The sequence below is a fragment of the Streptomyces niveiscabiei genome (assembly GCF_001419795.1).
GTDB classification, from domain to species: Bacteria; Actinomycetota; Actinomycetes; order Streptomycetales; family Streptomycetaceae; genus Streptomyces; species Streptomyces niveiscabiei.
Genome location: NZ_LIRL01000111.1, coordinates 1 through 12,829, shown reverse-complemented (window position 1 = coordinate 12,829; position 12,829 = coordinate 1). Strand labels below are relative to the sequence as shown.

Annotated in this window: 11 protein-coding genes and 1 riboswitch; of the genes, 5 read left to right on the top strand and 6 right to left on the bottom strand. The window is 70.1% G+C overall.

The annotated features are described in order from the left end of the window. Positions 1-620: glycoside hydrolase family 3 N-terminal domain-containing protein (locus tag AOK24_RS06645; RefSeq protein ID WP_276206820.1), on the bottom strand; the 620-nt coding region annotated here is incomplete at its 3' end. 220 nt (positions 621-840) lie between these two features. Here AOK24_RS06645 and AOK24_RS06640 point away from each other — a divergent pair. The 5 genes from AOK24_RS06640 to AOK24_RS06620 all read left to right on the top strand — a co-directional run bounded on the left by AOK24_RS06640 (position 841) and on the right by AOK24_RS06620 (position 7,446). After that, complete coding sequence (locus AOK24_RS06640) at positions 841-1,605, top strand: GntR family transcriptional regulator (protein WP_055719122.1); 765 nt, start codon at positions 841-843, stop codon at positions 1,603-1,605. Between the two features lie 115 nt (positions 1,606-1,720). After that, positions 1,721-1,978 (top strand): DUF3311 domain-containing protein, encoded by a 258-nt coding sequence (locus AOK24_RS06635; RefSeq protein WP_055719121.1) that lies wholly within the window; start codon positions 1,721-1,723, stop codon positions 1,976-1,978. After that, positions 1,975-3,585: a monocarboxylate uptake permease MctP gene (gene mctP, locus AOK24_RS06630; RefSeq protein WP_055719120.1), complete on the top strand. Its 1,611-nt coding sequence runs from the start codon at positions 1,975-1,977 to the stop codon at positions 3,583-3,585. The genes AOK24_RS06635 and mctP overlap by 4 nt, the downstream gene beginning before the upstream one ends. A gap of 227 nt (positions 3,586-3,812) precedes the next feature. Continuing rightward, a riboswitch (cobalamin riboswitch) is annotated at positions 3,813-3,937 on the top strand. A gap of 132 nt (positions 3,938-4,069) precedes the next feature. After that, on the top strand, positions 4,070-6,430 hold the full coding sequence (locus tag AOK24_RS06625) for a ribonucleoside-diphosphate reductase subunit alpha (RefSeq protein ID WP_055719119.1): 2,361 nt from the start codon (positions 4,070-4,072) through the stop codon (positions 6,428-6,430). Further along, complete coding sequence (locus tag AOK24_RS06620) at positions 6,430-7,446, top strand: ribonucleotide-diphosphate reductase subunit beta (RefSeq protein WP_055719118.1); 1,017 nt, start codon at positions 6,430-6,432, stop codon at positions 7,444-7,446. Before AOK24_RS06625 ends, AOK24_RS06620 begins: the two co-directional genes overlap by 1 nt. Positions 7,447-7,498: 52 nt before the next feature. Here AOK24_RS06620 and AOK24_RS06615 read toward each other — a convergent pair whose 3' ends face one another. From AOK24_RS06615 to AOK24_RS06595, 5 genes are all read right to left on the bottom strand, one after another. After that, positions 7,499-8,851: a bifunctional albaflavenone monooxygenase/terpene synthase gene (locus tag AOK24_RS06615; protein ID WP_055719117.1), complete on the bottom strand. Its 1,353-nt coding sequence runs from the start codon at positions 8,849-8,851 to the stop codon at positions 7,499-7,501. Beyond that, positions 8,852-9,901: a terpene synthase family protein gene (locus AOK24_RS06610; protein WP_055719116.1), complete on the bottom strand. Its 1,050-nt coding sequence runs from the start codon at positions 9,899-9,901 to the stop codon at positions 8,852-8,854. It abuts the gene before it with no gap. 342 nt (positions 9,902-10,243) lie between these two features. Then, positions 10,244-10,894 carry a peptide deformylase gene (gene def, locus AOK24_RS06605; RefSeq protein ID WP_055719115.1) on the bottom strand — a complete coding sequence of 217 codons (651 nt, stop codon included), beginning with the start codon at positions 10,892-10,894 and terminating at the stop codon, positions 10,244-10,246. Positions 10,895-11,017: 123 nt separating this feature from the next. Beyond that, a complete protein-coding gene (locus tag AOK24_RS06600; RefSeq protein WP_055719114.1) occupies positions 11,018-11,998 on the bottom strand; it encodes a tetratricopeptide repeat protein in 981 nt (326 codons plus the stop codon). Positions 11,999-12,070: 72 nt separating this feature from the next. Beyond that, positions 12,071-12,829 (bottom strand): HD-GYP domain-containing protein (locus AOK24_RS06595; protein WP_338060929.1); only part of this gene is annotated, 759 nt, incomplete at its 5' end.

Sequence of the window (12,829 nt, the reverse complement as noted above, 5' to 3'; positions counted from 1 at the left end):
GCGGCGCGGAAGGGCGGCAGGTCGCGGGCGGCGAGCGTCTCGTAGGGGACGTCGATACGCGGCAGCGACTCGTGGGAGTCGACGGACGTGTCCCCGTGCCCGGGGAAGTGCTTGGCGCAGGCGGCGACCCCGGCGGACTGGAGCCCGGTGACGTACGCGGCGGTGTGCCGGGCGACCAGCGCCGGGTCGGCGCCGAAGGAGCGGACGCCGATGACGGGGTTGCCGGGGTCGGTGTTGACGTCCGCCGAGGGCGCCCAGTCGAGGGTGACCCCGCACTCGGCGAGCCGGCGCCCCAGCTCGGCGGCGACGGCTCGGGTGAGGCCGGTGTCGTCGACGGTGCCGAGCGCGAGGCTGCCGGGGAAGGAGGACCCCCGGCGCGCTTCGAGGCGGGTGACGTCCCCGCCCTCCTCGTCGACGGCGATCACCACATCGGGCCGGACCTTGCGCAACTCGGCGGTGAGGTCGGCGAGTTGCCGGGTACCTGCGATGTTGCGGGCGAAGAGGCCGACGGCGGCGAGGCCCTCGTCGAGGCGGCGCAGCAGCCAGTCGGGGGCGGTCGTCCCGGTGAAGCCGGGCTGGAGGACGGCGAGCGCGTCCCGGGTCACAGTCGTCTCCGCCAAGGCCGCCCTCCGAATGGCGCACGAATGGTGTAGACCAGCATCGCGAGCTTGGACCGGACCAAAGGCCGTGTCAAGGCCCGGGACGCCGTACGCAGGGAGTTCTTACCGGCCCGGACCGGAACCGACCTGCCCGTACGGGCACCCGCACACACGATCCCGTGCCACGATGGGGTGCCGCGGCCGACGGGAGGTCGGCCCGTGCGAGCCGGGAAGGCGGGCCATGAGCACCGACGTCAGCAGTGCGGAGAACGAGGGTGGAGCGACCGTCCGTACCGCGCGTGTGCCCAAGTACTACCGTCTGAAGAAGCATCTGCTGGACATCACCCAGACGCAGGCACCCGGTACGGCCGTCCCGCCGGAGCGCACGCTCGCGGCCGAGTTCGACACGTCCCGCACGACCGTCCGCCAGGCCCTCCAGGAACTCGTCGTCGAGGGCCGGCTCGAACGCATCCAGGGCAAGGGCACGTTCGTCGCGAAGCCCAAGGTGTCCCAGGCGCTCCAGCTCACCTCGTACACCGAGGACATGCACGCGCAGGGCCTGGAGCCGACCTCGCAGATCGTCGACATCGGGTACGTCACCGCCGACGACCGCCTCGCCGAGCTCCTCGACATCACGCCCGGCGGCCGGGTCCTGCGCATCGAGCGCCTGCGCATGGCCAACGGGGAGCCGATGGCCATAGAGACGGCCCACCTCAGCGCCAAGCGCTTCCCGGCCCTGCGCCGCTCCCTCGTCAAGTACACGTCCCTGTACACCGCCCTCGCCGAGGTGTACGACGTACGGCTCGCCGAGGCCGAGGAGACCATCGAGACGGCGCTCGCGACGCCGCGCGAGGCGGGGCTCCTCGGCACGGACGTGGGGCTGCCGATGCTCATGCTGTCCCGGCACTCCCTGGACCTGCGGGGGGAACCCGTGGAGTGGGTGCGGTCGGTGTGGCGGGGGGACCGGTACAAGTTCGTGGCCCGTCTGAAGCGGCCGGTGGAGTAGCACAGCTTCAGGACGATCCTCCGGCAGGGCTTCCGCTGCGCTTATCCGTCACTTAGATTGCCTGCGCATTGCAGTGGTGATCACTGGTGATCTCAGCGAGGGGACGGAGCCGCCGATGTCAGAGACCCCACCGAAGGCAGGGGACCCGGTGGTGACGCCCGTGCGCGTCGTCATCGCCCTCTGCCTGTTCGCGCCGTTCGTGGCGCTGCTGTGGGTCGGGTCGTATGCCGATGTGAACCCGCGGTTCGCCGGTATCCCGTTCTTCTACTGGTACCAGATGCTGTGGGTCGTCGTCTCGACCGGGCTGACCATGACCGCGTACAAGCTGTGGCAGCGTGACCAGCGCGCCCGCAAGGGGGGTGCGTCGAAGTGAACGACGGCGTCAACGGCGTCGCGCTCGGCGTCTTCATCTTCTTCTTCCTCGCGGTCACCGTCATGGGGTTCCTCGCGGCGCGCTGGCGCAAGGCGGAGAACGAGCACTCCCTCGACGAATGGGGCCTGGGCGGGCGCTCGTTCGGGACCTGGGTGACCTGGTTCCTGCTCGGCGGCGACCTCTACACGGCGTACACGTTCGTCGCGGTTCCGGCGGCCGTGTACGCGGCCGGCGCGGCCGGGTTCTTCGCCGTGCCGTACACGATCCTCGTGTACCCGCTGATCTTCACGTTCCTGCCCCGCCTGTGGTCCGTCTCGCACAAGCACGGGTACGTCACCACGTCCGACTTCGTGCGCGGGCGGTTCGGCTCGAAGGGGCTGTCCCTCGCGGTCGCCCTCACCGGCATCCTCGCGACCATGCCGTACATCGCGCTCCAGCTCGTCGGCATCCAGGCGGTCCTGGACGTCATGGGCGTCGGGGGCGGCGAGGACACGAACTGGTTCGTCAAGGACCTGCCGCTGCTGATCGCCTTCGGCGTGCTGGCCGCGTACACGTACTCCTCGGGGCTGCGGGCGCCGGCGCTGATCGCGTTCGTCAAGGACACGCTGATCTACATCGTCATCACCGTGGCGATCATCTACATCCCGATCAAGCTCGGTGGGTTCGACGAGATCTTCACGAAGGCCGGGGAGAAGTACGAGGCCGCGGGCGCCGGGGGGCTGGTGCCGGCGCAGGGTGCGCAGTGGACGTACGCGACGCTCGCGCTGGGGTCCGCCCTCGCGCTGTTCATGTACCCCCACTCGATCACCGCGACTCTCTCCTCCCGCAGCCGCGAGGTCATCCGCCGCAACACGACGATCCTGCCGCTGTATTCCCTCATGCTCGGCCTGCTCGCCCTCCTCGGCTTCATGGCCATCGCGGCGGGCGTGAAGGTCTCCAACGGGCAGCTGGCGATCCCCCAGCTCTTCGAGGACATGTTCCCCGACTGGTTCGCGGGCGTCGCCTTCGCGGCGATCGGCATCGGGGCGCTGGTTCCGGCCGCGATCATGTCCATCGCCGCGGCGAACCTCTTCACCCGGAACATCTACAAGGACTTCATCCGCCCCGACGCGACGCCGGAACAGGAGACGAAGGTCTCCAAGCTGGTCTCCCTCCTGGTGAAGGTGGGCGCCCTGGTCTTCGTCCTCACCATGGACAAGACGGTGGCCATCAACTTCCAGCTCCTGGGCGGCATCTGGATCCTCCAGACCTTCCCGGCCCTCGTCGGCGGCCTGTTCACCCGCTGGTTCCACCGCTGGGCGCTGCTCGGCGGCTGGGCGGTGGGCATGCTGTACGGCACGATCGCCGCGTACGGCGTGGCCTCCCCCACGCAGAAGCACTTCGGCGGCAGCTCGAAGGAGATCCCCGGCATCGGTGAGATCGGCTACATCGGCCTCACGGCGTTCGTCCTGAACGTGGCGGTGACGGTGATCCTGACATTCGCCCTGCGCGCGGCGAAGGCGCCGGACGGCATCGACGAGACGAGCCCGGAGGACTACACGGCCGACGCGGGCGACCCGGGCGTCCAGACGGAACTCCCCCCGGCGACGTCGGGAGCGGCCCACTAGCTCGACACTCCACGCCGTCGGGCGGGTGCGGCACCGTCGTGGCTTGTCGCGCAGTTCCCCGCGCCCCTAGAAGATGCGCTGTCGCGCACTTCTAGGGGCGCGGTGCTGTGTCGGTGACAGCACCCCCACCCCCCTGCCCGGCATCACAGTTCCCACCCGCAAGTTGACGCTCCGAAGCCGACGCGACACAACATCTGGGGGTGACCTGACAGGGCGGCACTAGATGTATGCTCATGCTCGCTGTCGTCGCAGGGGAATCCGGTGGGAATCCGGAACTGTCCCGCAACGGTGTACTTGTGCGTATACGCGCACGGGAGTCAGTCCGAGGACCTGTCGGCAGCAAGCGCCAGCCGTGCCAAGGGACGGCTCGGCGTGCCCTGACGTCCGGGCCTCGCGGAGTGGGCCGGGGACGCGTACGTGTCGTGCGTCCGTGCTGCCCCATGCCCTCCCGCGGAGCCCCTTGCCGAGCGAGGGAGAGCCTCACGTGACCATCGCGCCAGCCGAACCGGCTTCAGAGGTCCAGGCGGTCGAGACCGGAACCGACGGTCCCGGTACCGCGCTGCTGCGGACCCTGACGGAGCTGACCGCCGACCTCCCCGACGCGGACCCCGGCCGGGTCGCCGCCGCGGCCCTGCGGGGCCGTTCCGCGCGGGCGGACGAGGCCGAGCTGCGGGAACTGGCGACGGAGGCCGCCGCGGGCCTGATCTCGGAGGACCCGGCGTACTCGCGTCTCGCCGCCCGCCTGCTGACGATCAGCATCCGCGAGGAGGCCGCCTCGCAGAGTGTGACGACGTTCACGGAGTCGATCTCCGTGGGCCACCGCGAGGGCCTGATCGCGGACCGCACGGCGGAGTTCGCGCGCCTGCACGCGACCGCGCTGGACGGCCTGATCGACCCGGCCGCCGACGACCGCTTCGGCTACTTCGGCCTCCGTACCCTGCACAGCCGTTACCTGCTGCGGCACCCGATCACCCGCAAGGTGATCGAGACGCCCCAGCACTTCCTGCTCCGGGTCGCCTCGGGCCTGGCCGAGGACGACACCGTACGGGCGCTGGACGAAGTGGCCGCCCTGTACGGCCTGATGAGCCGCCTGGACTACCTGCCGTCCTCCCCCACGCTGTTCAACTCCGGTACCCGGCACCCCCAGATGTCGTCCTGCTACCTCCTGGACTCCCCCAAGGACGAGCTGGACTCGATCTACGACCGCTACCACCAGGTCGCCCGCCTGTCGAAGCACGCCGGCGGCATCGGCCTGTCGTACTCCCGCATCCGCTCCCGGGGTTCGCTGATCCGGGGCACGAACGGGCACTCCAACGGCATCGTGCCGTTCCTGAAGACGCTGGACGCGAGTGTCGCGGCCGTGAACCAGGGCGGGCGGCGCAAGGGCGCGGCGGCGGTGTACCTGGAGACCTGGCACTCCGACATCGAGGAGTTCCTGGAGCTGCGGGACAACACGGGCGAGGACGCCCGCCGTACGCACAACCTGAACCTCGCGCACTGGATCCCGGACGAGTTCATGCGCCGGGTGAACGCGGACGCGCAGTGGTCGCTGTTCTCGCCGTCCGACGTGCCCGAGCTGGTCGACCTGTGGGGCGAGGAGTTCGACGCGGCGTACCGGAAGGCCGAGGCCGCCGGGCTCGCCAAGAAGACGATCCCGGCGCGGGACCTGTACGGCCGGATGATGCGCACGCTCGCGCAGACCGGCAACGGCTGGATGACGTTCAAGGACGCCGCGAACCGCACGGCGAACCAGACCGCCGAGCCGGGCCACGTGGTCCACTCCTCCAACCTGTGCACGGAGATCCTGGAGGTTACGGACGACGGGGAGACGGCCGTCTGCAACCTGGGTTCGGTGAACCTGGGCGCGTTCGTCACCGGCGGCGACATCGACTGGGACCGGCTGGACGAGACCGTCCGCACGGCCGTCACGTTCCTCGACCGGGTCGTCGACATCAACTTCTACCCGACCGAGCAGGCGGGCCGCTCCAACTCCCGGTGGCGGCCGGTGGGCCTGGGCGCGATGGGCCTCCAGGACGTCTTCTTCAAGCTGCGCATCCCGTTCGACTCGGCCGAGGCGAAGGAGCTGTCCACGCGGATCGCCGAGCGGATCATGCTCGCCGCGTACGAGGCGTCCGCCGACCTCGCCGAGCGGTCCGGGCCCCTCCCAGCCTGGGAGAAGACCCGTACGGCCCGTGGCGTGCTGCACCCCGACCACTTCGGCGTCGAGTTCACCTGGCCGGAGCGCTGGGCGGCGCTGCGCGAGCGGATCGCGTCGACCGGGCTGCGCAACTCGCTGCTGCTGGCCATCGCGCCGACCGCGACCATCGCGTCCATCGCCGGTGTGTACGAGTGCATCGAGCCGCAGGTGTCCAACCTGTTCAAGCGCGAGACGCTGTCCGGGGAGTTCCTCCAGGTCAACTCGTACCTGGTGCAGGACCTCAAAGACCTCGGCGTGTGGGACGCCCGCACCCGTGAGGCGCTGCGCGAGGCCAACGGCTCGGTGCAGGACTTCGCCTGGATCCCCGAGGACGTCCGCGCGCTGTACCGCACGGCGTGGGAGATCCCGCAGCGCGGCCTGATCGACATGGCGGCGGCCCGTACGCCGTACCTGGACCAGGCGCAGTCCCTGAACCTGTTCCTGGAGACGCCGACGATCGGCAAGCTCTCCTCGATGTACGCGTACGCCTGGAAGTCCGGGCTGAAGACGACGTACTACCTGCGTTCGCGCCCGGCGACCCGGATCGCCCGCGCCGCCCAGGCGTCCGTTCCCGTGCAGGCCACCCCCGACCCCGACGCGGTCGCCTGCTCCCTCGAAAACCCCGAGTCCTGCGAGGCATGCCAGTAATGACCACCGAGGCCAAGAAGAATCTGCTCGACCCAGGCTTCGAGCTGACGCTTCGCCCGATGCGCTACCCGGACTTCTACGAGCGCTACCGGGACGCGATCAAGAACACGTGGACGGTCGAGGAGGTCGACCTCCACTCGGACGTCGCGGACCTCGCGAAGCTGTCCCCCGAGGAGCAGCACCTCATCGGGCGGCTCGTGGCGTTCTTCGCGACGGGTGACTCGATCGTCGCGAACAACCTCGTGCTGACGCTGTACAAGCACATCAACTCCCCCGAGGCGCGGCTGTACCTGAGCCGCCAGCTCTTCGAGGAGGCCGTGCACGTCCAGTTCTATCTGACGCTGCTGGACACGTACCTGCCCGACCCGGACGACCGGGCCGCCGCCTTCGCCGCCGTCGAGAACATCCCCTCGATCCGCGAGAAGGCCGAGTTCTGCTTCAAGTGGATCAACGAGGTCGAGAAGCTGGACAGCCTCCAGACCCAGGCCGACCGCCGCCGCTTCCTGCTGAACCTGATCTGCTTCGCCGCGTGCATCGAGGGCCTGTTCTTCTACGGCGCGTTCGCGTACGTCTACTGGTTCCGCAGCCGGGGCCTGCTGCACGGCCTCGCGACCGGCACCAACTGGGTCTTCCGCGACGAGACGATGCACATGAGCTTCGCGTTCGACGTGGTCGACACGGTCCGCAAGGAGGAGCCCGAGCTCTTCGACGACGTCCTCCAGAAGGAGGTCACGGACATGCTGGCGGAGGCCGTCGAGGCGGAGCTCCAGTTCGCCCGCGACCTGTGCGGCGAGGGCCTGCCCGGCATGAACACCGAGTCGATGCGCGCCTACCTGGAGTGCGTCGCCGACCAGCGCCTGGTCCGCCTCGGCTTCGCCCCGGTGTACGGCTCGGAGAACCCGTTCTCCTTCATGGAGCTCCAGGGCGTCCAGGAGCTGACGAACTTCTTCGAGCGCCGCCCGTCGGCCTACCAGGTCGCCGTGGAGGGCACGGTCGACCTGGACGAGGACTTCTAGAGCACAGCGCACGGCCCGGCACTCCCCCGAGTGCCGGGCCGTCGTGCTGCCGTCAGCGGGCGATCGGCCGCAGGCGCAGGTCCCTCGGCCGCAGGGTGATGCCGATCCGGTGACGGGAGTCGGACCCCGCCGTCTCCTCGAAGGTGAACGCCGTCGCCATCGAGGCCGTCAGGAGGGTCATCTCCGCCATGGAGAAGTGGTCGCTGGGGCACTTGCGGTTGCCGACGCTGAAGGGGCTCATCGCGTATTTGGGGACTTCTTCGGAGCCGCCGGGGAGCCAGCGGTCGGGGGAGAAGAGTTCCGCTGAGCGGTAGGAGCGGGGGTCCCGCTGGACCGCGTAGGGGCTGTAGACGATGTCGGCGCCGGCGGGAATGTCGTATCCGCCCAGAGTCGTGGCGACGACCGCCCGGCGGGTCAGAATCCATACCGCCGGATAGAGGCGGAGGGTCTCGACGACGACATTCCCGGTGTACGGCAGACTGCGGACGTCGTCGAATCCCACGGGCCGGTCGCCCACCACGTTTTTCACCTCGGCCCGGATCTTGTCGGCGTGTTCGGGGTACTCGGTGAGCACCAGGAGCAGCGACATGATCATGGACCCGACGGTTTCGCTCCCCGGTGTGAGTATCGCGATGACCTGGTCGTGGATCTCCTGTTCCGAGATGGGTTCGCCATTCTCGTCGACGGCTTCCAGCAAAGCCGTCAGCAAATCGTCCGGCTTTTGACCGGAGGCCCGCCGGTCGGCGACGATCTCGTCGACGAGGAGGTGCAAATCGGCCAGTGCCCGGTTGAATTCGCGGTTGGCCGGAAGCGGCACGCGATAAAGCGGTCCGAGGGGGACCACCATCCGCTGGTACATACCGCGGAAGAGGCTCGCGAGGTCCGCGCAGATCCGGTCGGCCCGCTCGTCCATGTAGCTCCCGCGCATGAGGCAGCGCGCGGCGATCCGCGTCGCGACCCGGAACGACTCGGCGGTGACGTCGAGGCTCTCGGCGCCGCGCCACCGCTCGACGAGGGCCCGCGCCTCCTCCTCCATGACGGGCCCGTACCCGGGTATCGCGTCGAGCCGGAACGCGGGCTGTATCGTGCGCCGCTGGCGCCGGTGCAGGGGCCCGTTGGCGGTGGCGACCCCCTGCTTGCCCAGGAGGCTCTCCAGCGACTCCCAGAGGGGCCCGGCGATGATGTAGTCGGGGCTGAGGGCGACCTCGCCGATCAGCTCCGGCGAGGTGACCGCGTACACCGTCTTCGGCCCGAGTTTCAGCCGGACGACGTCGCCGTGGTCGCGCAGTCCGGAGAAGAACGCGAGGGGTGAGCGGGCCAGTTTCCAGCCGTGGCCGAGGACGGGGAGCCCGCCGCCCGCGAGGGGCGCCTCGGCGGGGGCGGGCCGTACCGATTCGAGGGTCATCTATTTCTCTCCCGCCGGCGCGTTGTCGACATAGGGGGGTGTGGACCGGTCGTCCCAGCTGTCGACCATGTAGCGGCCGGACTCGTGGTGGAACCAGTAGACGGAACCGAACCAGTTCCGCATGTTCGCGAGGCAGACGAGCACGGCGTCGCGGATTTCCTTGTCGCCGATCCCGTCCGCGTACCGGCGTGTCTCCCGTTCGGCGGCGAGGAAATCGGCGATGCATTCCAGTATTCGGTTCCTGAGCTCCTCCACGGATTCCTCAAGTGTCAGTCCCTCGTGGACCACGAGGCTGATTCCGAGGTTGTGGACCTCGTCGCCCGCTATTTCCTTCGGCAGCGAGCAGAGGTCGTTGTACCAGGCGGCGAATTCCTGGCTCAGCAGTGCGGCCCGCCGGAATGCCGGGTGTTTCCGCACGGTGTCCGGCAGCTGGACTCCGGCGGCGGGTTCCAGGAGGTCCGTCCATATCCAGTGGGCGAAAGTGAGGCGCCTGAGGGCGAGATATTCCTCGACCGGCGGGACGCGCGCCTCGACGCGGTTGCGGAACTCGCGGTCGTACGCGTCGATCACCTGGTGGAAGTGGCGGGCGAAGCGGGCGTTCCAGCTCGCGGGCAGGAAGCCGTAGAGCCGCAGGACGCTGTCGGCGAGGCCCGCGACCAGCGGGTCCTGGTGGTGCAGGTGGGCCGCGGGGGCGTCGAGGGCCTGGTGGAGCAGGGACTTCAGGCGCCGCCAGGAGGCGGTGCGGCCGTGCACGATGTCACGGTCGTGGCGGTCGTCCCAGACGAAGAACCACGCGCTGTAGTCGGCGATCGCCTGGAGGACCGCGTCGGGGGCGCCGAGGTAGTAGCACGCCATCAAGTCCGTGTAGCACAAGCCGTCGGCATATTCCGCGACCTTGTCCGGCGGCATGAGCCGCTTTTCCAGCAGCCAGCGCCGGGTGTTCCCTTGGAGCTGAGGCCAATACGGATGCCGCAGGCGGGGAAACTCCGCCTCGACGACCGGCAGACTCAGCGACGGCGGAACCGCGGGCGCCGGGCCGGTCTCCGGCACGCGGTTTGCGGTACCGCGCGCGGCACCGGTCCTGCTGTATGTGGTGCTGTGTGGGAAAGCTGGCACGAACAACCCCTCTCGGCCGCCTGTCGCACACACCCCTCCCGCTGTGCCGGGCGTGCGCCGTTGCGTATCCCCGCTCTTCCCATTCAGCACCACAACTGACCGTTCTGGGAACGGATTTGCTTCTTTCACCACCCCGGAATGATGAGATTCCACCCCTGGCTGACTGGTTATGGATCAAAAGGTGCGCTTACGCGATCGGACGTGCGAGGGACATACGAGCGACGCCCGGCCGGAGGGGGTTCCGGGCCGGGCGTCGGCGGGGTGCGCGCGGGGGCGTCAGTCGTTGGCGACCACGGGGTAGCGGGGCTCGTTCTCGGCCATCTGCTTCAGCGCCTCCTTGCGGTCGCGCTTGGAGAGGCGGTCGATGTAGAGGTAGCCGTACAGGTGGTCGGTCTCGTGCTGCAAACACCGTGCGAAGAAGCCGGTGCCGCGCACCTTGATCGGGTTGCCGCGCTCGTCCTGGCCGGTGACCTCGGCGTAGTCGGGGCGCGCGAGTTCGGCATATGCGGTCGGCACGGACAGGCAGCCCTCGTTGCCGTCGTCCAGGCGCCGCTTGTCGGCGGGGAGCTCGACGAGCTTCGGGTTGCAGACGACGCCGGTGTGGCGGACCCCGTCGTCGTCCGGGCAGTCGTAGACGAACACCTTCAGGTCGACCCCGACCTGGTTCGCGGCCAGGCCCACGCCCTCGGCGGTGCGCTGCGAGGCGAACATGTCGTCGACGAGCTTCAGCAGGGACGCGTCGAACTCGGTGACGTCCTTGCACTCCTTGTGCAGCACCGGGTTGCCGACGACGGTGATGGGCAGCGAGGTCCCGCGCTCGCGGTAGGCGGCCTCACGCGCCTCGTTGTCCTCGGTGTCGATGACGAAGCCCTCGTCGTCCACGGGGAGCACGCCCGCGTGCTGCTGATCGGTGTCCTGCTGCGCCATGACGACGTAAGCCTCTCTGAAAACAAGCGGAAAATGCTCGATACAGGGTAAGGGGAGCGCGCCCCTCAGGGGCGCGGGGAACTGCGCGACCAGCCACAACGTTCCTGCACCCGGCAGACGGTCTCAGCAGACCTCTTCGACGTCCCGGTAGTCCCGTGTGTCCGGACTGTCCGCGACCCACCCGTCCAGCAGCCCCGCCACCAGTGAAGCCGGCGCGGCCACCCCGCATTCGCGCTCCGGCACCCACAGCTGGCCGTCGGTGCGGTGGCCGAGCGGTCCCGGCTGGCCCGGTTCGCTGTGGTCGTGGGGGTCGAGGTGCTCCCCGTCGCCCTCGTCGGACGGCATGCGCGACTCGGAGCACGTGCGGCACAGCAGCCGCACGGACGACGACCAGTCCTCGGCCGCGAACCCGGCGTCGGCGGCGAGCTGTTCGAGGGCGTCCCGGTCGGCCTCGGTGGCCGCCTCCAGGAGCACCACCCAGGTCGGCACCGGCGACGGCGCCCACAGCTCGATCTCGTCGAAGACGGGGTAGGAGTGCCCGGCGGAGGTGGTCCGCTCGCCGTGCGGCACCCCGTCGTGCAGGACGACCTCGCCCCAGCGCCGCCCGGAGGAGGGCAGCGGGATGGAGAGCACCTCGACGCGCGCGGGGTCCAGCCGCCGCCCCCACACCACCTCGGCCTCGCCCTCGGGCGAGAGCCGGACGGCGGCGCTGCCGAGGTCCATGCCGACGGGCTCGGCGGCGGAGCCGGAGCCGCCCGGTACGTCGAGCCCGTACGCCTGCCAGGCGCGGCGGGCCAGCGGCCAGTCCTGGAGGGCGGTCGCGGCGATGCCGACGTTCCACCAGTCGGGGGCGCCCGCGTCCTTGTCGAGGAGGGCGACGGCGCGCAGCCCGGCGGCCCGCGCCTGTTCCCAGTCGTGCCGGAACTTGTGCAGGAGGGCCAGGTTGAACCAGGACTCCGACAGCCAGGGTTCCAGATCGGCCGCGCGGGTCAGGAGCGCTCCCGCGTCCTCGTACCGCCCGTCGCCGATCAGCGTGAACGCGCGATCGGTGGCCTGCCGCCAGGAGGCGGAGGGCCGGTGCCGTCCCTTGCCGAAGATCCTCACATCACCACCCGCCAGTTCCCCTGACACCCTCTGCTCATCGCATCAAACCATGTACGACCGGAAGGGCGCTCCCTACCCATGGGTTACCCAGGGACGGCCGGGGTATGACGGCCCGCCCCGATCGCCGGACAGCACCCGCGCGAGCGCCGCGACGACCTCGGGCGCGTACCCGGCGCCCGTCGTCCCCAGCCGCAGCTCCTCCAGCGCGCTGAGCGGCCCCGAGGCGCGCGCCTTCTCCTCGTACGCGTTGACCACCCGGACGATCCGCGCGGCCCGGGGCCGGTCTGCGCCCGGGTCGGCCTGCCGCTCCACGACGGCGGCGACCTGCGCGCCCGCGCCGGTCTGCCGGACGACGGCCCCGCCGAGCAGCGCGATCCGGCGCTGTTCCTCGGGCGGCAGGCCGCTGGTCGCGCCCTCGGGGACGGGGTCGACGAGGCTGAGCTGGCCGATGTCGTGCATCAGCGCGGCGTACTCCAGGACGGTCGACTCGGCCTCGCTGAGCCCCAGTTCCCGGCCGACGGCCTGGCAGAGCGCGGCGACGCGGTGCGCGTGCCCGGCGGGCGTGTACCCGGCGATCTCGGTGGCCCGCGCGAGGGACGCGATGGTCTGCCGGTAGGTGGCCCGGACGGCCGCGTACCGGCGCAGCGCGACCTGCGCGAGCAGCAGCGGCACGCAGAACAGGGGCACCGCCCACAGCCCGACGACGGCCACCGCGAGCGCCGTCACCGCGCCGGTCGCGCACACCGCCGACCCGATGCCGGGCACCGCGCGCATCTCGTCGCGCAGGAGGGGCCCGTACGGCCATCCCGTGCGCGCGTGCGCGAGCGCGGC